General features: G+C 66.1%; 24 protein-coding genes and 1 pseudogene. 8 read left to right on the forward strand and 17 right to left on the reverse strand.

The features are described from left to right. Positions 1–46 precede the first annotated feature (46 nt). The 3 genes and pseudogenes from ACQP2Y_RS21430 to ACQP2Y_RS21440 all read left to right on the forward strand — a co-directional run. Positions 47–220: pseudogene (locus ACQP2Y_RS21430) on the forward strand (metal-dependent hydrolase); the annotation flags it as partial. Positions 221–364: 144 nt separating this feature from the next. Beyond that, the gene (locus ACQP2Y_RS21435) at positions 365–850 is read left to right on the forward strand and encodes a metal-dependent hydrolase (RefSeq protein WP_433732013.1); all 486 of its coding nucleotides are present in this window, start codon (positions 365–367) and stop codon (positions 848–850) included. A 12-nt stretch (positions 851–862) separates the two neighbouring features. Then, positions 863–1,273, forward strand: coding sequence for a DUF6166 domain-containing protein (locus ACQP2Y_RS21440; protein WP_433730953.1), 411 nt, complete (start codon positions 863–865; stop codon positions 1,271–1,273). 1,347 nt (positions 1,274–2,620) lie between these two features. Here ACQP2Y_RS21440 and ACQP2Y_RS21445 read toward each other — a convergent pair. Together ACQP2Y_RS21445 and ACQP2Y_RS21450 are read right to left on the reverse strand one after the other, a co-directional pair. Then, positions 2,621–3,151 carry a hypothetical protein gene (locus tag ACQP2Y_RS21445; protein ID WP_433730955.1) on the reverse strand — a complete coding sequence of 177 codons (531 nt, stop codon included), beginning with the start codon at positions 3,149–3,151 and terminating at the stop codon, positions 2,621–2,623. A 256-nt stretch (positions 3,152–3,407) separates the two neighbouring features. Then, complete coding sequence (locus ACQP2Y_RS21450) at positions 3,408–3,773, reverse strand: hypothetical protein (protein ID WP_433730957.1); 366 nt, start codon at positions 3,771–3,773, stop codon at positions 3,408–3,410. Between the two features lie 368 nt (positions 3,774–4,141). On the opposite strand from ACQP2Y_RS21450, the gene ACQP2Y_RS21455 reads away from it, so the two are divergent. Beyond that, positions 4,142–4,474 (forward strand): hypothetical protein, encoded by a 333-nt coding sequence (locus ACQP2Y_RS21455; protein WP_433730959.1) that lies wholly within the window; start codon positions 4,142–4,144, stop codon positions 4,472–4,474. Positions 4,475–5,213: 739 nt separating this feature from the next. On the opposite strand, the gene ACQP2Y_RS21460 is transcribed toward ACQP2Y_RS21455, so the two are convergent. From ACQP2Y_RS21460 to ACQP2Y_RS21475, 4 genes are read right to left on the reverse strand one after another with little or no spacing between them, the layout of a single operon-like run. Further along, positions 5,214–5,600, reverse strand: a complete 387-nt coding sequence (locus ACQP2Y_RS21460; protein ID WP_433730961.1) for a hypothetical protein — start codon at positions 5,598–5,600, stop codon at positions 5,214–5,216. Then, on the reverse strand, positions 5,597–6,052 hold the full coding sequence (locus ACQP2Y_RS21465; protein WP_433730963.1) for a hypothetical protein: 456 nt from the start codon (positions 6,050–6,052) through the stop codon (positions 5,597–5,599). Before ACQP2Y_RS21465 ends, ACQP2Y_RS21460 begins: the two co-directional genes overlap by 4 nt. Positions 6,053–6,054: 2 nt before the next feature. After that, the gene (locus tag ACQP2Y_RS21470; RefSeq protein ID WP_433730965.1) at positions 6,055–6,813 is read right to left on the reverse strand and encodes a peptidoglycan-binding domain-containing protein; all 759 of its coding nucleotides are present in this window, start codon (positions 6,811–6,813) and stop codon (positions 6,055–6,057) included. Then, entirely contained in the window at positions 6,813–6,995 is a 183-nt protein-coding gene (locus tag ACQP2Y_RS21475) for a hypothetical protein (protein WP_433730967.1), read from the reverse strand. The genes ACQP2Y_RS21470 and ACQP2Y_RS21475 overlap by 1 nt, the downstream gene beginning before the upstream one ends. 270 nt (positions 6,996–7,265) lie before the next feature. Here ACQP2Y_RS21475 and ACQP2Y_RS21480 point away from each other — a divergent pair, with 270 nt between their 5' ends. Together ACQP2Y_RS21480 and ACQP2Y_RS21485 are read left to right on the forward strand one after the other, a co-directional pair. Next, entirely contained in the window at positions 7,266–7,892 is a 627-nt protein-coding gene (locus tag ACQP2Y_RS21480; protein ID WP_433732015.1) for a helix-turn-helix domain-containing protein, read from the forward strand. A 172-nt stretch (positions 7,893–8,064) separates the two neighbouring features. After that, on the forward strand, positions 8,065–8,352 hold the full coding sequence (locus ACQP2Y_RS21485; protein ID WP_433730969.1) for a helix-turn-helix domain-containing protein: 288 nt from the start codon (positions 8,065–8,067) through the stop codon (positions 8,350–8,352). A 472-nt stretch (positions 8,353–8,824) separates the two neighbouring features. Here ACQP2Y_RS21485 and ACQP2Y_RS21490 read toward each other — a convergent pair whose 3' ends face one another. Both ACQP2Y_RS21490 and ACQP2Y_RS21495 read right to left on the reverse strand, forming a co-directional pair. After that, complete coding sequence (locus ACQP2Y_RS21490; protein WP_433730971.1) at positions 8,825–9,262, reverse strand: hypothetical protein; 438 nt, start codon at positions 9,260–9,262, stop codon at positions 8,825–8,827. Between the two features lie 16 nt (positions 9,263–9,278). Beyond that, the gene (locus tag ACQP2Y_RS21495; RefSeq protein ID WP_433730973.1) at positions 9,279–12,146 is read right to left on the reverse strand and encodes a hypothetical protein; all 2,868 of its coding nucleotides are present in this window, start codon (positions 12,144–12,146) and stop codon (positions 9,279–9,281) included. Between the two features lie 41 nt (positions 12,147–12,187). Here ACQP2Y_RS21495 and ACQP2Y_RS21500 point away from each other — a divergent pair, with 41 nt between their 5' ends. Continuing rightward, on the forward strand, positions 12,188–12,376 hold the full coding sequence (locus ACQP2Y_RS21500) for a hypothetical protein (RefSeq protein ID WP_433730975.1): 189 nt from the start codon (positions 12,188–12,190) through the stop codon (positions 12,374–12,376). Between the two features lie 8 nt (positions 12,377–12,384). Here the strand turns inward: ACQP2Y_RS21500 and ACQP2Y_RS21505 are convergent, their stop codons facing one another. The 7 genes from ACQP2Y_RS21505 to ACQP2Y_RS21535 form a co-directional block, all read right to left on the reverse strand. Then, positions 12,385–15,921, reverse strand: coding sequence for a hypothetical protein (locus ACQP2Y_RS21505; protein WP_433730977.1), 3,537 nt, complete (start codon positions 15,919–15,921; stop codon positions 12,385–12,387). Between the two features lie 22 nt (positions 15,922–15,943). Beyond that, positions 15,944–16,156: an HNH endonuclease gene (locus ACQP2Y_RS21510; RefSeq protein ID WP_433730979.1), complete on the reverse strand. Its 213-nt coding sequence runs from the start codon at positions 16,154–16,156 to the stop codon at positions 15,944–15,946. Positions 16,157–16,892: 736 nt separating this feature from the next. Beyond that, positions 16,893–17,117: a hypothetical protein gene (locus tag ACQP2Y_RS21515; RefSeq protein WP_433730981.1), complete on the reverse strand. Its 225-nt coding sequence runs from the start codon at positions 17,115–17,117 to the stop codon at positions 16,893–16,895. A gap of 50 nt (positions 17,118–17,167) precedes the next feature. Then, on the reverse strand, positions 17,168–17,647 hold the full coding sequence (locus tag ACQP2Y_RS21520; RefSeq protein ID WP_433730983.1) for a hypothetical protein: 480 nt from the start codon (positions 17,645–17,647) through the stop codon (positions 17,168–17,170). After that, on the reverse strand, positions 17,644–18,237 hold the full coding sequence (locus ACQP2Y_RS21525) for a hypothetical protein (RefSeq protein WP_433730985.1): 594 nt from the start codon (positions 18,235–18,237) through the stop codon (positions 17,644–17,646). Before ACQP2Y_RS21525 ends, ACQP2Y_RS21520 begins: the two co-directional genes overlap by 4 nt. Positions 18,238–18,324: 87 nt before the next feature. Then, positions 18,325–18,891, reverse strand: coding sequence for a hypothetical protein (locus ACQP2Y_RS21530; protein ID WP_433730987.1), 567 nt, complete (start codon positions 18,889–18,891; stop codon positions 18,325–18,327). Between the two features lie 73 nt (positions 18,892–18,964). Beyond that, complete coding sequence (locus ACQP2Y_RS21535) at positions 18,965–19,291, reverse strand: hypothetical protein (protein ID WP_433730989.1); 327 nt, start codon at positions 19,289–19,291, stop codon at positions 18,965–18,967. 123 nt (positions 19,292–19,414) lie between these two features. Between ACQP2Y_RS21535 and ACQP2Y_RS21540 the strand changes: the two genes are divergently transcribed. Next, positions 19,415–19,693: a hypothetical protein gene (locus tag ACQP2Y_RS21540; RefSeq protein ID WP_433730991.1), complete on the forward strand. Its 279-nt coding sequence runs from the start codon at positions 19,415–19,417 to the stop codon at positions 19,691–19,693. Here ACQP2Y_RS21540 and ACQP2Y_RS21545 read toward each other — a convergent pair. Next, positions 19,690–20,085: a hypothetical protein gene (locus tag ACQP2Y_RS21545; RefSeq protein WP_433730993.1), complete on the reverse strand. Its 396-nt coding sequence runs from the start codon at positions 20,083–20,085 to the stop codon at positions 19,690–19,692. The genes ACQP2Y_RS21540 and ACQP2Y_RS21545 overlap by 4 nt on opposite strands. Beyond that, a complete protein-coding gene (locus ACQP2Y_RS21550; protein WP_433730995.1) occupies positions 20,082–20,471 on the reverse strand; it encodes a hypothetical protein in 390 nt (129 codons plus the stop codon). The genes ACQP2Y_RS21545 and ACQP2Y_RS21550 overlap by 4 nt, the downstream gene beginning before the upstream one ends. Positions 20,472–20,479 lie beyond the last annotated feature (8 nt).

Consider the following 20,479-nt stretch of genomic DNA (forward strand, 5'->3'; position numbering starts at 1 on the left):
TGACTGATCAGTCGCCGTCAGCCAAGCCGCAGGTGATCCGGACATGATGGGGCGCTCGCATGCCCTGTCAGCCGCGGTTGGTTGGCTCGGCGGCTGTGCAGCCCTAACCGGCGCCGGCGCCGACATATCGCCGACGGTGATCGGTGCTGGCGTAATCGTTGCGACCGGGTTCGCACTCCTTCCCGATCTCGACCATCCCGGCTCCACCGTGTCCCGCACTCTCGGACCCCTTACCCGAGGTCTGTCCACGCTGACATCGTTCACCTCGCGCAGCGTCCGCGCCGGATCCTGCAGTCACTGCGCTGGCGATAACAGCGGGCACCGCGGCCTCACCCACACCGCTGCCGGGGCTATCACTGCCGGCATGCTCGCTACCGTCGCCGGACACCAATGGGGTCAGGCGACGGCCATGGCGCTGATCGGGTTCGCAGCGTGGCTGGCCTCGCACACCGCCCTCACGTCGACGACCAGAGCGAAGATCGGGGACTGGCTGCTGCCCGGGAAATTCCGCCGACACGGGAAACGCTCCTTCCGGTTCACCGCCGGCGTCGGCGCCGTCCTCGTCGGAGCGCTCGCAGCGATCGCCTTCACCGACCCTGCCATCACATCTTGGTGGTGGCTTGGGATCCCCGTCGCCTGGGGCTGCCTCGCCCACAGCCTCGGTGACGCGCTCACCTACTCGGCGGTACCGCTGTGGTGGCCGCTCGAGATCCGCGGCTGTCGCTGGGCGCCGGTTGGTACTCCGCGCTGGATGCGCTTCAGGACCGGGTCCCGCGTCGAAACGTGCGTTGTCGCCGTCATGGCTGTAGCCGGCGCGATATCGATGTATGTACTCAGTAACGCCCCCTGACGAAGGAGTCACATGAGCAGCACCGCCCCGGCCTGGTCCCGCACCGATGACCGCTGTTACCACGGGACCGACAACTCGCGGATCTCCGTGGAACTGTTCACGGCGAAACGCTCCGACCCGGAAGTGCTCGGCCAACTGGCACCGAACGGCCCCGCCGGCGAGTTCAGCTGGGGCTACATCGGGACCGGGACAAACACCTCCGCGAAAGCGATCCTGTCCGACGCTCTCGGCTACGAACCCACCCAGCAGCTGTGGCAGGACTTCGCCGATGACGTCTTGTCGCAGTGTCCCGCCGAGTTTCGGCTGCGCCGTGGGGCGGTGTTGCGGTGGGTACGCGGGTGGGCTGACGGCTACGGCATAGCTAACCTTCCGGAGCCGCTGCGGGCGCTGCCGCCGATTGACCACACCGCCTATCGCCGCTGACTGGCTGCGGGGTGGGATGCGTACCAATCGACGCCGGCATGGAAGGCTCTCAAACGATCAATACGCAGGAGAATTCGTGATCTTTTCTGACCTGTCGCCACTGCCGTCCCGGATCGCGACCAAGATCCAGGTTGCAGAGTCCGGTTGCTGGGTGTGGACCGGCTACGTCAAGAAGAGCGGCTATGGCGCGGCGTCTTACCCGAAACCGGGCGGTGGACACGAGGCAACTGGTGTCCACCGTATCGTCTGGACTGTCTTAGTTGGGACAATTCCCGACGGCATGACGCTGGATCACCTCTGCCACACGCGCGATTCAACATGCGAAGCTGCCAACGATTGCCGGCATCGGCGTTGCGTGAACCCTGCACATCTTGAGATTGTGACCCGCCGAGAGAATCTGGCCCGCGGTCGAGGGATGGCGTACTTCAACCGCCTGAAGACACACTGCCCGAAGGGTCACGAACTCGCGGGAGACAACCTTGCGGCTGTCTCGAATGGAACGGACCGAGTTTGCAGGACCTGCGCTCGCATTCGCCGCCGCGTCTCGGCACGTGCAAGAAGGCTTCGCGAGGCGGCTATGTCGGAGGTCGATCGTTCGACGGCCTGGAGCAAGCGGTAAAGCCGCCGCCGATCCAGTTGATCACCGCGGTACGTTGCTGCCTGACTGTTTGGCCAGGTTTGGACTACCCGTTAGTGGTCTGCGGGCTCTATCGACCCGTGCCTATTGTGGGTGATGGGCACTAACAGCGGTCGCCATCTGGGGGTTCCTCGACAAGTACGCCGTCATGCAGACGTGGAGTCAGCGGGCGCCGTCTGGGCTGGTCTGCGCGCCGGTCCTGATCTGCTGGCTGTGGGCGGGAGCGCCGGTCACGAGACGCCAGTGGCGGAAACTGTGGCGGCGGGTGAAGGCCAACCGGAAACGGTCGAGGACACGGAGATCACGCAGGCGATAGAGGCGTGGCAGGTGTGGGAGAACGCCATCAACCGGACGAGCCCGCCGAACACTCCGGCGTGGATGAAAGTCAACGGCCGCAGGTGGGCAACCGAGCCGGGGGAGTGACCGGGTTGCTGTGTTAGCGACATAGCAACATCGGGTTGTAGCCCTGGAGCGGTCGTGCGTTCGACCGACGCAACAGGAAGGCTTCGCGGTCTAGCCTTGGCGGCAGGTGGATGATTCGAGTACGGCCAGCACGGTGCACGCGGAGGCCGCTCCCCCTCACCCGGGGTGCGGCTTTCGCCGTTCCCGGGGTCAGGCGGCGCGGCGTCGCAGGATCACGCCCACCAGCAAAAGGCCCGCCCCCACCGCCAGAAGCAGTGGAGACGGGCCTGAAAGTGCCAGTGGGCGGGTCAGTTTCCCGCGGCGCTCTGTGTGCCCGTGATCTTGATCGCGATAGTGAAGCCGCAACCCTTCTCCGCCGACAGATCCAGCTTGACGGCCTTCGGGATCGTCACGACGGCGTCACCACCACCCGGAACCGTCTGCTGCGCCGCGACCGGGATCGAGTAGGCCGGGTTCGCGCCGACCGGGCCGGACACCTTCGACAGGTCGCAGCCGGCCGTGACGTTCGTCGGGTTGCCCGTCGGCTCGATTTGGGTGACCTTCACCGGGAACGGGTTGGGGTTGGTGACCTTCATGACCAGGTCGGCCTCGGCGCCGGGGAACAGCTTCTTCGACAGGTGCTCCTCGGAGACCGTCAGCCCCTGCGACTGGTACGCCTCGGCGGTCAGGGAGCCGTTCCCGAAGATGGTCATCGCGGCGTAGGCGCCGGTGGGGATGATGAGGACCGCGGCGAGGGTGCTGCCGATGGCGACCTTGCGGTTGCGGCGCTTGCGCTTGGTGGCCTGATCCTGGAAGACCGTCTCGCTCTGGTGCAGCATGAGGAAATCTCGTTTCGTCGGTGGGTTGTTCGAGGTGAACCGGGGTGCGTGAAAGACCATATGGGCCCCATGTCTATTTCAGCCATCAAGTCCTGCGCACGGGGTAGTCCAGACGGTTGTGCGATGAACCGATGATCGGCGTAAATGCAGAAAGCGCCCCCCGCTCACCAGCCGAAACTGGGAGCAGGGGGCGCTATCGCGCCGGCAGGGACCTGGGGAGGCCCGTCCTGCCGACAAATCTTCGGGATCGGGACGATCAGGCATCCGACCCGGCAGTCACGACCACATCCGGGCCGTTCGGGGCCTCCGTGACGGCTGGCGCCGCGTACACGCCAGCGGCGCCGACCGCGGTGATGAACATCAGCAGCAGTTCGTCGGCGCCGATCCCGCCCAGGATCGCGGTGGTCGCGATCTGCAGCACGGCGAGGATGACAGCGACGGCGGTCTTGGCCCATTTCGCGTACGGCGACATCGGTACGACGTACACCCCGACGGCGGTAACGAACGCGATAGAGATCGACACCCACTCGGCCGGTTCGATGTTCTGGTCGCCGGACAGCGCCTGGTAGGCGACGACGACAGCTGCGGTGAGGGCGGCGACGATCGACTTCCCGTATTTCATGACGGCTCCTAGCTGGGCTTTTGAAGTTTGTGCCGATGCGCATGAGAAGTGCGGCCAAGATTGCAAGTCCGGAAAGCGTCGTACCTGTGCCCTAAGGTCCCGGCATGGAGCGCATTGAGCTCGCCGACCACCCGCACCGGCGGCACCGAGCTTGGGAATCAGGGGAGCGCGGGCACTGGCGGCACGCCCGTGTCGAGTTCGGCGCCCTGGCCGACGGCCTTTGGTACGCGGCTCAGACGACTCGTCGCGGGACTTTCGCATGGTCAGCTCACACGGAACGACAGGTCTGCACGGCTGTTGAACGGTGGATGCGCCGCCTCGCGACGGGCTGGCGTGAAACGACCGGCCTGGACGCTTAGGCTGCGACCATGCGGCACCCGGCACTATCCGACAGCAGGCAGCGGCTGAAAGCCGCCGAAGTGTATGGCGAGGTCGAGCGGTTGGCGTTCGGGCCGGGCGGGCCACCGCCAGTCGAGTGGTGCGTCGCCCGACTGCGGGAGATCACCACGGATGCGGTGGTGCTGGGGCACATCCTCGGCTCATACCTGGCGTACGCAGACCGCTCGGACCGGTACCAGCCCGCGGTCGACATGCTGCGGGCGGCAGGCGCCGACGAAGGCCAGGCCGAGCGGAAGGCGGCATGGCTGCGGCAGGAATCCGTGAAGGTCGGCACCTGTTCTAGGCGTTCGCTGCATCCCTAGCTGCGTGTCGTGCTGCTTTTGCTCGCTTGGCGCGGGCGCTGCTGACTGCAGTCATGCATTTCCTGCACTGACCTCTGTTCCGCCCAGGCCGGGTGTACAGATTCTCCTCGGACAGCAAGTGGCCCTTGCCGCAATGTGTCCTCGGCGCGACCTTCTGGTACGGGTTCTTCTCCTGGTAGGCGTTGGTTCGACGACGGTCACATGCCTTGCACCGACGTTTTCCGCGGCCGGTGGTCGGGATTGCGGTGTTCTCGTCATCGAACGGATGGCCCCACCTGCAGGTCGGGCGGCGCCCGGTGTCGCCGAGGCTGGCGTTCTGCCCGATCGGCATCGGATCTAAGTGTGCGGGGTTCACGCATCGCCGGTGCAGGCAGGATGGCCCGCCGCGGCAGGTCGTGTCACGGGTGTGGCATCCATGATCGATGCTCATGCCTTGGGGGATGGGGCCGACCAGCAACTCGTATGCCGCTCGATGGGCGGGCGTCTTGCGTCCGCCGACTGAAGTGTGCCCGTAACCGTACGCGTCGATGTAGGCGAGCCAGGTCCAACACCCGCCAGGGCTGGCTTGGGAGACCTTGGTCCAGAACCGTTCAGCCAGCGGGATAGTCTTCCCCATTGCGGGCTCCTTCGAAGTGGGACAGTCCGTCAGGTCCCGGGGTGTTGACGCACCGCCGGGACCACCTAATTATCGCAGTTTGCGCAGGTCAAAGCCACTTCACAGCCGACCCGAATGGGCGGCTTACGAGTCTTCCCAGTGACTACCGTGAGAGATCAACAGCCGTAGGTTCTCGACCGTGGCATTCGGGTGCAGGATCGCCGCCCGCAGCTCCTTCAGCATCTCCGCCAACGCCCGGGCCTCCTTCGCCATCGCATCCATCTGAACCTGCAACTCCCGGGCCTGCCGCTGCGCCCGATCGGCCTGCTCCTGCGCCGCCTCAGCCTGCCGCTCGAACTTGTCGATCCACTCCATCGCCGTGTTCGTGATGACCGTCGACGCCTCAGCGTTGGCCTTTCCCACGTCGGCTTTGTTCTTGTCCCGGCCGAACACCGCCTGCAGTAGCGCACCAAGGCCGCTGAGCCCGCCGAGGGTGCCGACGATGATGACGCCCCACTCGGCGCCGGTCACGGGATCTCCTCCTCGACCAGAACCGGTAGGCGGGCCACGCCGGCGTGGGCGAGTTTCCGCACATCGCGGACTAGTTGGTAGGCGCGCCACCAGCAGCCGAAGGCAATCGCGGTGGTGTAGCCGCCCGCGATCAGCGCCGCCCATCCGGACACGGAGAACACGGCAACGGCGTACATGGAGGAGCCGCCGGCGAGCATCAGCACCCCGGCGGTTTCCAACCGGAGTGCGGTGCGGAACGCGCCGGACCAGAACACCCCGACAAGGGCGAGAGTTCCGGCTAGGAGAAGCATTCCAACCCATGCGTTCAGGACGGCAGGGTGCATGGTCTTCGCCGCGGAGTTGGGGACCCGGTCGGTGATGGTGAGGGCGAGGCCGAGGAACACGGACGCGACCATGATCGCCACTTGGAAGGGTTGGCGCCCGGAGGCGATCTGTAGCGGGCGCTGTTCCATTCTCAGCTCACCTTCGCGGTCCATGCGGCGGCGAACGACCGGGGGCCGAGTCGCCCGTCGACGGTCAGGCCCTTCTCCTTCTGGAACGCCCGGAGGATCTTCTCGTCAGCCGGGGACAGCCGGCCGTCGACTGTGATGTTCCAGCCGCGCTGCCGCATCCGCGCTTCCCACTTGCGGACGGTCGCGTACACGGGTGCGTTGTCACGGGCCCCGAAGTAGGTGGCTCCCTTCGGCCACGCCGGAGCGACAAGCTTGACCCCGGCAGCGGTCTTCGCGGGCGGCTTCGGCGGGACAGCGCGGGGCACCCACAAGGCTGGCTGGTCGACGGAGTCGGACCGCCACACGGAGATGTGCGACCAACGGTCATGTCCGACGCCACTGTATTTCTTGAGCTTGTCGCCTTTGAACCAGTACAGGACCGGCTTGTTCTCGAACGGCTGGCCGATGAACTCGCACACGTTCGCCAGGTCGTCGTCGCCGTCGAGGAGGCGGGTGAGGAGGGCGGCGTGGCGAGCGCGGAGGGTTCTGTTGCCGCCGTGGAAGTAGTCCCCGGCGCACGCGTAGCCCCAGCCCTTGTACGGCCCGTCAGCGCCTTTGGGGTCGCGACGGCGGGAGTAGTCGGAGGCGGGGACGAAGCTGGCGCCGCGGTGGAATCCCTTCGTGTGGGCTCGGTTGCCGACCACGCCGGAGTTGCCGCCGCCGAGGGCCTGCCACACCTTCATCTGCCCCACATGCGCGGGTGCTGCCGACTCGACTGCCATCAGACTGCCCCCTCATCGGTGCCGTGTTCCGGGTCGTACAGGGTCCCGGCGAGGGACGCGGTGACGAGGTTGTCGGGGTTGTCGAACATGCCGCACAGGTCGGCGAGTTCGGCGTCGGACAGTTCCTCGGTCCAGGCGTCGGGGTTGGCGTTGCCGGGGTCAGCCGTGGGTGTTTCGGGCATGAGGTCTCCTCCCCAGAAGGGCATGCGGAATTGATCAAGAATGAGCGCTGATCCGGGCTCGCATTCGCCGCCATGAAAGCGGGTCGCACTCGATCAAACGGTGCGTAAATGAGATACTTACCCGGACATAAAAAGCGGGCCCGGCAGGTGCTACCAACACCTGTGATCCGGGCCCTTGATCGCCGCTAGGAGGCGACCCACGATGCACCCTATTCTGCCATGCCTGGGGAACGTCTGTGCGACTCTCAGGCAGGTGTCTGCGTGAAGCGCATGTTCCGCCCCGACGACGAGGACAAGCCGTTCATCGCCCGCTGGAACATGCTGGCCCGGATCATCCTCGTCGAGACCTCAGTCAAGATGGTCGCCCGCGCCGCCATGGACTACGCCGACTTCGAGGACGGCTCGTCCTGCTACCCGAGCAACGAGCGGATCGCCCGCGAGACGGGCTACAACGAGCGGACCGTCCGCACAGCGTGGGCCGCGATGCGCGGCATGGGGATGGCCGTCCGCGTCAGCCACGGCAGTGCGTACGCCCGCATGGCTGACGAGTACCAGCTTCAGATCCCGAACCACTGGGAGTCGCTCCCCGTCCTCGGGCCTCACGGGCGCAAGTTCACCTGCATCGGCTGCGGGAAGGTCTTCAACCCCAAGGGCAACTGCGCTGTCTTGAAGGGCGACGACATCAGGTACAACGTCGCCGAGCTGAGCTTCTGCGCACCGCCGCGAGCTAAGAAGGGCCGCGATGAGGCCAACTGCCTGACGGAGTGGAACATCCGTGAGGTCAAGAAGGGAGAGAAGCGCTTCCACGACCGGGGGCAACGCGGTGTGGGCCTGCTTCCGGGAGGCTCGGTCCGACGACTGGTGACAGCCGGATCTGAGATCCGGTACCGGAAGTGAGATCCGTGTATACCGGAAGTCAGATCCGGGCTAGCGGAAGTGACTTCCGAGGATGCCGGATCTCAGATCCACCCACCTACTCATGTAACCAACTCATAAGAACTACTCATTCAAACCGTCTCCCGCGCTCACTTTGTTCGACGCGGGCGTCACGAGGATCGAAAGGGCAGCGATGACGATCAGCCGAGCAGACGGCATCCCGCTCGCGCCGTACCCAAGGCACGCTGAAATGCGCGCCTACCTCGCCGAGATCCGCAAGCGCCGAGGCTTAAGCCAGGCCGCCCTCGCGGAGCTACTGGACACTCAGCAGTCGGCCATCTCGGAGTTGGAGAACGGCACGAGCGGTGTCCCGAACCTCAACACCCTCGCCCGGTGGGCCGCTGCGCTCGATCTGGACCTCGCCGTGCAGTTCACTGAGCGGGTGCAGCACAGCTTCGGCGTTACCGCTGTCGGCGAGTAGTTGAACTTCAAGAGCGCTACGAAGGAGAGAGACATGGGTTGGTGTCCTGATGGACGTTGTGCCTGCACGCCGGATGATGAGCCATGTGCCGACCACTGCGCGTGCTGGGCGGAGATGGGCGACGAGCGACCTGCGCCGCCAGCGATGGCACCCGAGGAGAAGCCGTGAGTGAAGGCCCGACGATCACGAGTCACCCGTACATCGACAACAACGGCCCGACCTACATGTACGGGGTGTGCGCCCACGACGGGTGCGGGAAGCCGGTCTCCGACCACGAGCAGATGATCCGAGCCGATCGGCCGGGCGGTCGGCGCCGCACTGTTCGCGTATCGGGCGCGCCGCCGGAGCCGGAGCCTCGCACGACGTGGTGAGCCTGCCGGGGTGCGGTGTTCGGGTGTGCGGCCCGCCGGTCGAGCCCTGATGGGGGCACCAAGGCTCGGACCGCACCCGCACCCCGGCAGGAGTAAGGGGGTTAGGCGACTTCGATGACCAGCAGCTTGATCGCCGTGTACACGTTGACCGTCGTGTTCGCCGGGGTCGTCGCGATCATCTTGATCGTGTGTGCCCCCGCCGACGCGACCGTGAACTGCCAGAACTGCGCCGCAGTGACCCGGTCGTTGGCGCCGCCCGCGTTCTCCTGGTTGATCGTGAAAACGTCAGAACCGGTAGCACCGTCCAGCATCAGCCGCGACGACGCCAGGGTCGTGGACGCGCCGGTCAGGTCGTAGTCGGTCGACCACGAACACTGCACGACCGCGTTCGCCGCCTCGGTCGTGAAAGCGATGCTGCAGCCCGGCACGTCAGCGTTGGTGCTGCCGGCGGCGAGGCTGCCCGAGGCTTTGACGATGTACGGCTTCGGCTGAAGCCGATTAAGCCGGCCCGCCGTGATGTTTTCTCCTGCGAGGAACACCGTCAGCCACCCCTTGTCATAGCGCGGCCGTTTGGCGTTTGGTCAGGCGGAACGGTGTCGAGGCTGGGATCGCGGCTTGAATGCCATTCAGGGAGCGCACGCAGGTCGCGGTCTGCGGGTTCGACGTCCCCGAGATCGCCGTGATCTGAATGTCCTCACCGGTCGCCAAAGTGACGTAGATCGGCATCTGGGCCGGGTCCGTCGTCCACCGCGGCCCCGCCAGGACATCAATCAGCAGTGACGTGGCAGTGGAGGTGTTCACTCGGAACGTGCTCGAGTCCGTGTCGGCCTTGCCGAGCACCTGGTCGGTGACGGCGACGTCCCACACCTCAGCCGGCGCCCCCGTGATCTCCACATTCCAGGTCCGCGGCCCGAGCGTCTCGCTCACACCCTCGATGACCTGGTCGATCGTGGCGATCCCGGCGAGGGTCGGCTGGTTGATGCGTTGCACCCGGGAACCGATGTCACATTCCAGCCAGTCGTCGATCAGGTCCGGGTTCGCTGCCAGGTCCACCGGGGTCGACGGGTAGTAGGCGCCCGTGTAGTCCACATTCCGGTGGACGCGCCACGCCGCGTGCGAGTCCAGAACGTCATCAGAGAGGGCGTCGATGGTGACTTCCTCGTTGATGGTGCCCCGCCGTGCCCGGAACGCCGCGCTGGCCGCGTACGAGCCGGACGAGCCGTTCGCCCTGCTGACGGTCCAGTAGTTCGCCAACCGGGACTCGAGCTGCGGCACCAGCACATCCGCCTGGTCGGTGTCGCTCGAGCGGCGGTAGCTGTCCAGGTCGACGGTCAACGCCGGGGCCTGGTTGTAGCGGGCGGTGCGGGGCAGGACTTTGTACCCGAAGCCGCCCTCGTAGACGACCGCCCCGGACTCCGACTCCGCCGCCTGCGTGACCAGGGTGGTGAACGTGCCGTCCTGCTGCGCGTTGAGCTGCGTGTACCCCGTCGACGCCGGATCCCCGAGCACTTCACACGGGACGCGTTCCTCCGCGCACAAACGCTTGATGCGCTCGTGGGCGGTCTCCAAATACCAGGCGTTGCCCGCGTACACGGTGTTCCCGGTGATCGGGTCGGCGTAGAACGGCAGATCCGCCACCGACGTCTCATCGGTGACCCGGACATGCCCGATGATGAACTTCAGGCCGCGAGGGGTTACCGACGCGGTGGTGTTGGTCCGGTCAGGGTTGACCGTAATCTGTGAGATCGGCGCCAAAGTGCCGGCGATGGAGAACGCCCCGGCGAACGAGTTGTCGTTGTAGAACAACTGGGTGGAGATGTTCCCACCGACCTGCGACGCTTCGATCGTGTACGACAGTTGCGCCGCGTACGAGCCGAACGCATCCGAGTTGGCGACGGTGGTGGTGCCGGCGACGTCGTTGTACGCGCGGAGCTGATAGCCGGTGGCGGTCGCGACGAACGCCCACCGCGTGTACGTGCCACCAGGGGTTTCCCACTGCAGGATCCGGACCTCGGTCACCGCGGGAACGTCCGGGGCGTAGAACTGCCCGACGAACGACACTGCCCATTCGGTTTGCACCGTCGACATCGGCACCGACGCCGACAGTTTCGCTCCGGCGGCGACCGACACCATGGGTTTGGTGCCGTACCGGGACTGGTAGATGTCGTCGGGGACGCCCTGGCCGAACCCGAACACCGCCGGGCCGGTCACGACCATCTTCGGGCCGCCCGGGAACGCCGACGTGCCGGACACCGACCCTTCAGCATCCTCCAGCGGCCAATAGGCGATCGGGGGGATCGCCGCCAACTGCACCGACCGCCTGAGTGGCGAGAACGACGGGGCCTGCTGCTTCTCCAGCCGCGAACCGACCCCGCCCACATCCACCAACACCGTCGACCACGTCGTGCCGTCCGGTTGGGGCAGGAACTGGGGGCGGATGTCGGTGATGTAGCCCTCGAGCGGGTACGTCGGGATCTGGCTGATCGAGATGTTGTCGAGGGTGAACTGGGCGGGCAGGGTGTTGGTGTTGCCGGTGAACACACTCGTGGCCATGGCGATCTGTTCGCCGGTGTCCACCACGGGGGTGTCCGAGAACGTCACATGCCACGTCGATGGTTCTGCGCCGGCGGCGAGCCAGGCCCGCATCCGCACCGTCGTTCCCTCGACTTGGACCCGGCACCGGATGAGGGTGCCCGCGCTGTAGGTCAGGGCGGGGACGGTGAACGTGCCGACGGACGCGAACGACGAGTTCAGATACCGGTACAGGCGCAGCTGCACCACCCCGGACAGGCCGAACACGATGTGCGGCCACAGCATCGTCGTGCCAGCAGTGTTGCGCCGCAGCTGCGGCCCGGCAATGGACCCGATGCCAGTCTGGACGGCGCTCATCGCGGCGTCGAACACCACATCAACGTCGCGGATGGCCCGGTTGAGCGTGATGACCCGGGACGTGTTGATCGCGGTGTGGCCGATGCGGGCCTGGGTGCCGGTGGTGCTGTACGCCGACACAGTGCCCGTGGGAGTCCACTGGTCGCCGGAGTCGGAGGTGCCCCAGCCGTTGGTTTCGGCGGTGCGGGTGAACGTGTCGGTGATGGTGGTCTGGTTCCGGCGTTGCAGCCGGACAGGGGTGCCGGCGTCGACGTTCGGGTAGTACGGGCTGGTCGGCAGGAACGGCGTCAGCGCGCCGTCGTGGTTGAACATGTGCAGGGTGGCGGTAGTGCCGGCTTTTGAGGCGGCGCCAACGACGACACCACGCTTGATGGTGATGGGGGTGGGCAGGAGCCGGCTGATGGTCTGCGCCGGGATCGACGGATGCGCGCACGTCAGATCGCTCCACGTCCAGGTCGACGGCGCAGCGGTGACATCAGCACCCCACGCGGTCTGGACGGCGAGTTCCATGTCGGACTCTGGAAACGCCGGCATGACTCACCCCCGCCCCTGGCCGAAACGGATACGGTCACGGCATGCAGTCGCCCAGTGGTCAGCCCTGCGGGAAGCTCGTCTACTGGTGGGACGGCGAGTACGAAAGCAACTGCGAGCTAGCTGCTAGCCACGAAGGGCCGCACTTCGACGGCCTGTCCTGGTACGACGACGACATGAACGAGGTCGACGCCCCGGCAACGCCCGACAACGACGGCGGCCCACCGAAGTAGGCCGCCGTCTATCCGCTGCCGAGTGCTGCTTGGACGTCGCCGCGATGGCTGAACTTGATCGAACCGCGGAGTGCGTCGAGGATTTTGTCGCCGGTCATACCCGGAGCCCACGACGCCTGCAAGCTGTTCGCGCTTGCCACCTGCAACGACCGTGAGATCGCCGCATCAGCGGCCCCGGACACGTCGAAGCCGATCCCACCCACATCCGGCAGGGCGGCCGCGGCGATCGCCTGGGCGGCCTTCGCTACCCGGGCCTCCTCCGACTCGATACCGAGCGCCAAACCCTGGGAGACGAATTCACCCATCGCGAACGTCAACCGTGACGGCGACCCCAGGTTCAGGGCCCGGCTGAACGCGGCCTTCACGTTCGACGACACGAAGTTGGTGACCTTGTTGTACAGCCAGCCACCCAAACTGGCGATGCCGTTCCACAAGCCGATCACGGTGTTCCGGCCCGCGTTGACCAGCCAACTTCCGGCGTTCGACAGGGCGTTCGTGATCGTCGTCCGTAGCCCTGCCGCCCGGGTCCGCAGCGAGCCGTACATCGCCACGATCCCGTTCGCCAGGCCCGCAGCCGTGTTCCGGCCGGCGTTCGACAGGAACGCCCCCGCACCGGAGAACACGTTCACGATCGTCGACTTCAGCCCGTTCGCGCGGGTCTTGAGCGCCCCGTACTGGGCGACGATCCCGTTCGCCAAACCAGCCACGACGTTCCGGCCCGCAGTGGTCAGGATCTTCGCGGCGTCACCGACACCCTCACGGATCTTCCCCGGCAGTTCCTGCACCTTCGCCAGCAGCGCACCGAACTTGTCCCCGATGCCCTGGATCAGGCCATCGATGAGGAACCCGCCGAGCTCCGCCGTCACCGTCGACGGCGACTTGATTCCCAGGAGGGCCTTGATCGCACCGATCAGGGAGAACGGGCCCTGGGCGAAGAAGTTCGCCAGTGGGCCCATCGACGCAAACGACGCTTTCGCTGCCGCTCCGATACCGGAGATGATCCCCGCGACGAGGGCCTTACCGATCTCGGTGCCGAAGCCGTTAGCGCTGCTGCTGGATCCGTCGCCGGATGGGAACAAGCCATCCAGGACCCGTTTGGCGGTGGCCGCGGCGTCCTTGAGGTCGCGCAGGAACACCTTGACGTCGTCGACGAACTTGGCGATCTTCGCCTGGTTCGCCGGGTCCGCCAGATACGCGTTGATGGACTTGAGGCCGTCGTTGAAGCTGTCGATGGCGGACTTGTCCTGCTTGCCGTTACCGTTGGTCAGGATCCGGAAGATGTTCCCGATCAGCTTCCCGACCTCTTTGCCGGTCGTGAAAATGTCATGCAAGGCTTCAGACGCCGTCTCGAAGAACGACTTCAGGCCGCCGGTCTTCTCACCCTCCAAGACCCAGTTCGAGAACTCGGTGACGATGTCGGCGATCTCTTTGCCGAGGGTCTCGATGAACGGCCCGGCCGCCTTCGACAGGGCACCGAACGCCGGCACCAGACTCGTGGTGACCGACTGGCCGATGTCAGCCAGTGCCTGACGGGACGACTCCGCCCCGGCCTGCAGGTCGGTGATGAACTTCGGCTGCGAGATGCTGGTGCCGAGGTTCCGGAAGAACTGGTTGAACGTGTCCGCGTAGCTGCCGAGGGTGGTCCGCAGGGCGGGCAGCCAGGCGGCGCCGACCTGCCGGACCGTGTCGTCCAAGTTCTTGAACAGCCGGTTCTGCACATCCAGCCGCAGCGACTCGAACGCCGGCTTCAACGCCTTGATCGCGTTGACGAACTTCTGCGCCTCCGGGGCCAACTTGACGATGTCCTTCAACCCGCCGCCGCCACCCCCGGCCGCGGCGGCCTTCTTCTGCGCCTCCGCCAAAGCATCCTGCGCCGATGCCAACCCGTCATAGCTGGACTTCAGGGCGTCGTTGGCGCTCAAGACGCCGTTCTGCGCCTCGAGCACCGCGACTTGCGCGTCCGCGACCCCGCGGATTGCGTCCTTGACCGCCTGGTTCGCCTCGACCTGGTCCTGCAGGGCGTCCTGAACCTTGTCGGAGCCCTCAACGCCTTTCTTGTTGGCGTCGGCGGCGGCCTCACCGAGATCCTCGGTGGTGTCCTTCGCCTCTTCGAGGGCCTGCTGAGCCTGCCGGTACTCCAGGTCGGCGCGCTGGATGTCCGGCAGGACACCCTTCTCCTTCGCCTCGTTCAGCTCCCGCAGGGCTTCGGTGACGCGCAGGGCGGCGTCTTCCTCGTTCAGCGACGCACCCTTGAGGGACCGGTTCAGGTCCTCGATGTCTTCCTTGGCTTCCTTACGGGCCCGGTTGACGGCCTGCTGCGCCTGCAGAGCGCGGCGTTGGGCGTCCGCGACGCGGGCCTGCGCGTCCGCGACACCCTGCTCGGCCTTCTCCAGGTTCCGGTTCGCCGACTGCAACGCACGGGTCGCCCCGGCGATCCCACGTCGGGCCGCCTCGACGCCACGTTCGGCGCCGGCGATACGACGGGCCCGCGACGCCGGGTCCTCCCCGCCGCCACCTCCGCCCCCGCCGCCGGCCTTGGGCTTGAACGCATCTGAGATGCCCTTGAACCCCAGCGACAGGGCACCGAACCCGGCGCCGGCCCCGGCCAAAATCCCCGGCAGGGCGGCAACCGCCCCGGCTAGCGCCGAAATGGCAGGGATCGCCACCGCAGCAGCCGCCGCGACCGCGCCGATACCCCCGACGAGGATCCCGAACCCGGCCGCGACCGTCCCGATCGGACCCGCCGCAGTCGACAGGGCGCCGACGACGCTGCCGCCGAACTGCACCACCTGACTACCGGACTGGGCCATCGCCGACGACAGGGTGTCGAACGCCGACTTCAGCAGACCCACACCGGAGGTCGGCAGCGACCGCAGCGCCGAGTTGAGCCCGGCGACACCCTTCTTGTCGACGTCCGCGTCGACCTTGACGGTCTGCTTGACGCGGGCGGACACCTGCGCCAGCTGCGCTTTCAGCTTCGCCTCGTAGGTGGCCTTGTCACCCGGCTCCGTCGGAACCTGAATCTTCGTCTGCGCCTGAATCGCCGCGAGTTCGGCACCCAACGTCGTCCGCAGGCCCGTCGTGTCGCCATCGACCGGCACGTTCACGTTGACCTGGCGGGCCAGGGCGGCGGTCTGCCGGCGCACTTCCTGCTGGAACGCCTGCATCAGCGGGTCCAACGGCACCGACACCTTCGGCACCCGGGTCTGCTTGACCTTCTCCGGGATGTCGCCAGTGTCCGGATCCAACGGGACCTTGACCTTCGGCACCCGCGTCTTGCGGACCTTCTCCTGCAAACCGTCGGTGTCGGGCTCGACCGGAACCTTGACCGACGCGGACGCCTGCCGGATCTTCTCGGCGAGCCCGTCCAGGTCGATGTCGGCCTTCAGCTTGACGGTGGTGTCACCGACCGAGTCCTTGATCGCCCTACCGACGTCGAGACCCTTGAAAGCCTTCTCGACTTCGGCCTTCAGCGACTTCGCCAGCTTGGCCGCCTCGGCGACTACTTCAACGCTTACGGTGCCGACGCTCACAGGGGAGGTCATTGGACCTCCCCCGTCTTGCTTGTCAGGCCACGAATAGAAGGGGCTGCCGAAGCCGCTTCTCCACCAGTTCGGGATACGTGCTCACGACGAAGTCGACGAGATCTTCTACTCGCTGACCTTTGCCGTGTGCAGAAACCCAGAGTTCAAGGTTTTCAGGACGGTTGTCGAGCTTGTGTCCGTTGATGTGATGCACTGTTTCGCGGCGCAAGAGCGGCCTGCCGATCAACTTCTCCATTACTGCCCGATGCTCAGGTGTGTTCCGGTTGTTGACGGCAATGATCCGGTAACCGCTGGTTGAGATGTGCCCACCCGAGCTTCGCCCCGAGTGGATCGGCCTCAGCTCTTGGCCAGATCGCTTCTGATGCAGGTGCCCCGAGCACAGCGTGCCCCTAGGGCCGTTGCTTCGTGCTGTCTTCTCGCATCCTTCAAATGCGCACAGGGGCTTATCCAGCTTACGACGCCCACACCCCTTGATCGGGGTTAGCTCTTTGCCGTCACGTCGCTGGCGGTCATGCGACGAGCACAACCCTTGAGTGCGGACTTCCCTGCCACAGTCTGGATACTCGCATACGGGCGACGTGTGCTTTCGCCGTAGCGGACGCAGTACCTGCCCCTTCTTCTGCTGCTGCCTGTGCGGACCACAGTATCCCTTGGCCAACGCGACACGGTCGCACGAACTAAAGCCGCAGATCTTGTAATACACCGAGGTCGGCCGAAGGTGGATGTGCTTGCCGCAGTAGGTGTCACCCTTGCGTGAGAGAAGATCGCAGGAATCAACCACACACCTATCGCGGAGCGCATGGTGTTCGGCGCAATTCGAAGAGTTCCTGTAGCCGCGGGGCATGTCGCATCCGATTGCCGTACATTTCACATGTTAATTCTAGGCTTGACCTGCAGGTTTATCAAATGCAAAAACGGTTAGCGGCTGTCAGGAAGTACATTTGACAATCGCTAACGTTCACCCCCGGGCTCTACTCAGTCGCGCCGGCGGGGATCAGACCTAGGTTCTTCAGCCTTGCCGCGATGTCATCACCCGATGGCTTCGACGGAGCAGGCTTACTGCCGCGACCCTTGCCGTCCGGCAGGTCGATCGGTTTCGGCTTCTGGCCCTTGCCGCCGGCCCGCTGCCAGTTCGCACCCGCCAGCAGCAGATCGATCCGGCGTAGCAGCAGCGCCTGCAAATCCCAGTCCGCCATCGGGCCCCGCAGTTTGCGGAACAACCGCGAATCACGGGGCAGCTGATGGATCAGGTTGAGGATCTCGCGCGCGGGGAGGCGGCCTTCCGAGGTGCCCGCTTGGCCGAAGAGGGCTTCGGCGAGGCGGAGTCCGTTGTACTCGCCGCGGAAGTCGGCCTCGATTTCGCGCCAGTGCTCTTGGAGGAGCGCTTCGAGGCCCGAGATTCCCCCGGCTGGGCGCCGGAGTGCTTCATCAGCCGGTCGAACAACATGAACACGACCGGCAGGGGCACCTCGGTCTGTGCCCACGCCTCCCGCTGGTCTTCGCTGAACATTTCCGCGAACAGGGCGACGAGTTCCTGCACCCCGAGCTCGTCCCGCTGCTCGATCTTCAGCATGGTGCGGTAGTCCAGGTCCGACAGATGCGGCAGGGACCATTCACGGCCGGCCCAAGAGAATACGTATGGGTCCCGACGGATCTCCGCGTAGGCAGCGTCGAGGTCGTCGACGGCGGCCTTGCCAGCCTCGGTGGTGGTGGCAGCGTCGCTCATGCCTGGATCACCCGCAGGTCGATGTTGCCGGTCTTCGCCGCAGCGTCCTGGATGCCGAGCAGCACGGGATCGCAGCCGCACGTCCACCGCTTCAGTGTGTGGTCGTGCCCGTCAGCGGCGGCCTGAGCGGAGGCCGGCGGGCCGCCGAACGGAGCGGCGGTACCTGACGCCCATGCCGTTGGGGTCGGCTCCGGCTTCCAGCCCGGAATGCTCTCGCGCGGGTCCGGCTTGCCGGACGAACCCCACACGTGCACCGTCGGCTTCTCCTCCACGGCAGGACGAGCCTGCGGGGGAGTCGTACCGGTCGACGGGTCACCGACCTGGACACTGTCGGCGGGAATCAGCAGCGACACCAGCACCGGCAGACCCGCCTGCACCGGCTCAAGGCTGAACGTGACCGCGGGGACGTCGACGCCGTTGATCCGGGCCGTCCAGCCCGCGGTGACCGTGTCGCCGGGGCGGCCGTTGTTGGTGGAGTCGAGCAGCCCCAGGTTGACGAGCCGTTCGGCGGCGTCGGTGCGGTCCTCGCGGGTCTGGTCGTCGGCGTCGACCGTGCGGGGCACGAGTTCGATCCGGACAGGGTTGGACATGGTTCTCCTCAGCGGGTTAGCGGGTTGGCGGGTAAAAAGGGGACGACGCCGGCCACCCGCTTAGGGACCGGCGTCGTCGTCCAGGGATCAGAGCGTCAGCGTCACGTCGCCGTACCACCGGTACGCCACGTTGCCCGAGGCGTCGACGAAACACTTGACCGTGTACTCGTACGCGGTGGCGTCCTGCGACGACCAGACGACGTCACCACGCTCGACAAGCTGACCCAGCGGGACCACGATTCGCTGGATGCGGGTGCCGTCGAGGCCGTGCAGGATCCACGTACGGATGTCACGCGCCGGCGGCTTTTCCGCGATGGACACGCCGTACGCGGTCTGCGTCAGGGTCGAACCGGCGAACGTCAACCCCAGGGTCTGGGCGTTCGTCTCCAGAGCCGCGAACGTGAACTGCTTGGTGTACTCGCCGGGCAGGGACGCGGCCAGGGTGTTGCCCTGCCACATGAAAATGTCGTTGTAGTCCTGCGACGTCGACTCGGTCAGACCGTCGTCGGTGAGGGCCCCGAGCTCCTTGTAGATGGTGCTGTTGAGGGCCACCGAAGGGTCTCCGGTCGGCAGGGTCGGATTGACAACGCCGTAGCCGCTGACAGCGACCAGGCCCTGCTGATAGGCGCGGATCTTTGTGGTATCGACCGGCATTTTTGTCAGGCTCCTTCAGGCATAAAAAAGACCCGACCGCCGGCCGGGTTGGACGTCTGGGAATGAGGCCGGTTTAGCCCGGCATCTGGATGATCTGGAACTTCACGTCGGTGGCGTTGTCGCCGCTGATCTGCAGGCTGGTGCCGTAGTTGCCGATGTCCCACGGGCCGAGCAGGATGCTGGAGACCGCCGGGATGGGGCTGGTGCGCGCGGCGGCGGCGAGGCCATCAACGGTGGCGGTGGGTGTGACCGTCACGTTGCGAACGAGAGAGGCGTTCGCGTTCGAGGCGATCACGATCACGCGGCCGTCGTTGACGATCGAGTTTCCGTTGGCCACGTCGACGGCGGTTCCAGCCGGGAAGGCTGTACCTGCCTTTGACGGGGAAATGATGTTGGTCATGGCGGTACGGGGCATAACAACCTCCGGGCATGGCGATAAGCCCGGCAGGAAAAGGCCGGGTCGGACAAACGACAAACACGATCGGGGTAAGCGTTTCCGCGGGTCAAGCGGTAGAATTGGTGAATGACTTCACCCGCCGCTAGTCGCTATTCCTGCGGAGATTGTGGCCGCGAAATGAGCAGTCAGGAATGCGGCACTGAAACCGTCAACATCAAGGGCGTGGTTTACAAAAGGTTGGCCTATCCGCCGAACTACGACTGGATGCCTGCCGCCGAGTTCCCCGACAACTGTCGGGACTGCGGCACACCGAAGGGTGGCCTACACCATCAGTTCTGCTGCATGGAGGAATGCCCGGTCGGGGACGGACAGTGGCTGAGCTGCGCCCACGGCCCGCACGCCTAGCTTCCGACCAGCCCGTGCATCACGAGCCGGTAGGCGGCGGCGCGCCGGAACTTCGGGTCCGGCGCCCAGGCCGGCGCGGACTCGGTGGTGACCTGCTTGACGAACAGCCCGTCGGTGAACGTCGTCAGCGGTAGCTGCAGCACCATGGCGTCGCGGACCCGCTGCCCAAGCTCGCGGGCGTGGTCGGCTTCGGCGGAGTAGGCGTCGCAGTCGAGGAGGACGTCGTCGAGGGTGAGCGCGAGGCCGTTGGGTGTCTGCCCGCGTTGGACCCACAGCCAGGGGGCGTTGGCCCACCGGTCGGACGGTGGTTTCGGGTCGGCCCAAACCTTCACGTTCAGGGTGTCGCGGAGCCATTCAGCGACGGCGAGTTCGGGGTCGGCGTATCCGCTCACCGGCCGGCCGCCCGTAGCCCGTTGCGCATCAAATGCAAAGCAGGTGCGCCGGGGTGGTTGACCCGTTTGACGGGGTGTCGGCCGCCGGGCCAGGCGAGGGCTTGCTTGTCTTTGGGTTCGATGACGTGGGGCCGAGAGCCCAGTTCAAGGATCAGCGCGTGGCCGGAGTTGTTGACGAGCCGGACAGCGGCCTGTCCGCGAATCCGGACCCGTTCGGTGTGGAAGCCCCGCCCGTACTCGCCGGTTTTGCGGTGGGCCTCGTACAGGGCCAGGGTGAGCCGTTCGGCTTTCGCGGCCCGACGTTCAAGCTCCCGGTAGACGCCCTCGGACCGGCCGGCAGCGGCGACCGAGGCCCGGTTCGGTCGGAACGTAGCTTTGACCGTCATCAGCGTCT

Origin of the sequence: Actinoplanes sp. CA-051413 (assembly GCF_050955795.1) — a bacterium.
GTDB lineage: Bacteria > Actinomycetota > Actinomycetes > Mycobacteriales > Micromonosporaceae > Actinoplanes.

Excerpts from the sequence above, each read along its gene's own strand:
- ACQP2Y_RS21435 (WP_433732013.1), top strand. The coding sequence starts at position 365 with ATGCTCGCTACCGTCGCCGGACACCAATGGGGTCAGGCGACGGCCATG.
- ACQP2Y_RS21440 (WP_433730953.1), top strand. The coding sequence starts at position 863 with ATGAGCAGCACCGCCCCGGCCTGGTCCCGCACCGATGACCGCTGTTAC.
- ACQP2Y_RS21445 (WP_433730955.1), bottom strand. The coding sequence starts at position 3,151 with ATGCTGCACCAGAGCGAGACGGTCTTCCAGGATCAGGCCACCAAGCGC.
- ACQP2Y_RS21450 (WP_433730957.1), bottom strand. The coding sequence starts at position 3,773 with ATGAAATACGGGAAGTCGATCGTCGCCGCCCTCACCGCAGCTGTCGTC.
- ACQP2Y_RS21455 (WP_433730959.1), top strand. The coding sequence starts at position 4,142 with ATGCGGCACCCGGCACTATCCGACAGCAGGCAGCGGCTGAAAGCCGCC.
- ACQP2Y_RS21465 (WP_433730963.1), bottom strand. The coding sequence starts at position 6,052 with ATGGAACAGCGCCCGCTACAGATCGCCTCCGGGCGCCAACCCTTCCAA.
- ACQP2Y_RS21470 (WP_433730965.1), bottom strand. The coding sequence starts at position 6,813 with ATGGCAGTCGAGTCGGCAGCACCCGCGCATGTGGGGCAGATGAAGGTG.
- ACQP2Y_RS21475 (WP_433730967.1), bottom strand. The coding sequence starts at position 6,995 with ATGCCCGAAACACCCACGGCTGACCCCGGCAACGCCAACCCCGACGCC.
- ACQP2Y_RS21480 (WP_433732015.1), top strand. The coding sequence starts at position 7,266 with ATGTTCCGCCCCGACGACGAGGACAAGCCGTTCATCGCCCGCTGGAAC.
- ACQP2Y_RS21485 (WP_433730969.1), top strand. The coding sequence starts at position 8,065 with ATGACGATCAGCCGAGCAGACGGCATCCCGCTCGCGCCGTACCCAAGG.
- ACQP2Y_RS21495 (WP_433730973.1), bottom strand. The coding sequence starts at position 12,146 with ATGCCGGCGTTTCCAGAGTCCGACATGGAACTCGCCGTCCAGACCGCG.
- ACQP2Y_RS21500 (WP_433730975.1), top strand. The coding sequence starts at position 12,188 with ATGCAGTCGCCCAGTGGTCAGCCCTGCGGGAAGCTCGTCTACTGGTGG.
- ACQP2Y_RS21505 (WP_433730977.1), bottom strand. The coding sequence starts at position 15,921 with ATGACCTCCCCTGTGAGCGTCGGCACCGTAAGCGTTGAAGTAGTCGCC.
- ACQP2Y_RS21510 (WP_433730979.1), bottom strand. The coding sequence starts at position 16,156 with ATGGAGAAGTTGATCGGCAGGCCGCTCTTGCGCCGCGAAACAGTGCAT.
- ACQP2Y_RS21515 (WP_433730981.1), bottom strand. The coding sequence starts at position 17,117 with ATGGCGGACTGGGATTTGCAGGCGCTGCTGCTACGCCGGATCGATCTG.
- ACQP2Y_RS21520 (WP_433730983.1), bottom strand. The coding sequence starts at position 17,647 with ATGAGCGACGCTGCCACCACCACCGAGGCTGGCAAGGCCGCCGTCGAC.
- ACQP2Y_RS21525 (WP_433730985.1), bottom strand. The coding sequence starts at position 18,237 with ATGTCCAACCCTGTCCGGATCGAACTCGTGCCCCGCACGGTCGACGCC.
- ACQP2Y_RS21530 (WP_433730987.1), bottom strand. The coding sequence starts at position 18,891 with ATGCCGGTCGATACCACAAAGATCCGCGCCTATCAGCAGGGCCTGGTC.
- ACQP2Y_RS21535 (WP_433730989.1), bottom strand. The coding sequence starts at position 19,291 with ATGACCAACATCATTTCCCCGTCAAAGGCAGGTACAGCCTTCCCGGCT.
- ACQP2Y_RS21540 (WP_433730991.1), top strand. The coding sequence starts at position 19,415 with ATGACTTCACCCGCCGCTAGTCGCTATTCCTGCGGAGATTGTGGCCGC.
- ACQP2Y_RS21550 (WP_433730995.1), bottom strand. The coding sequence starts at position 20,471 with ATGACGGTCAAAGCTACGTTCCGACCGAACCGGGCCTCGGTCGCCGCT.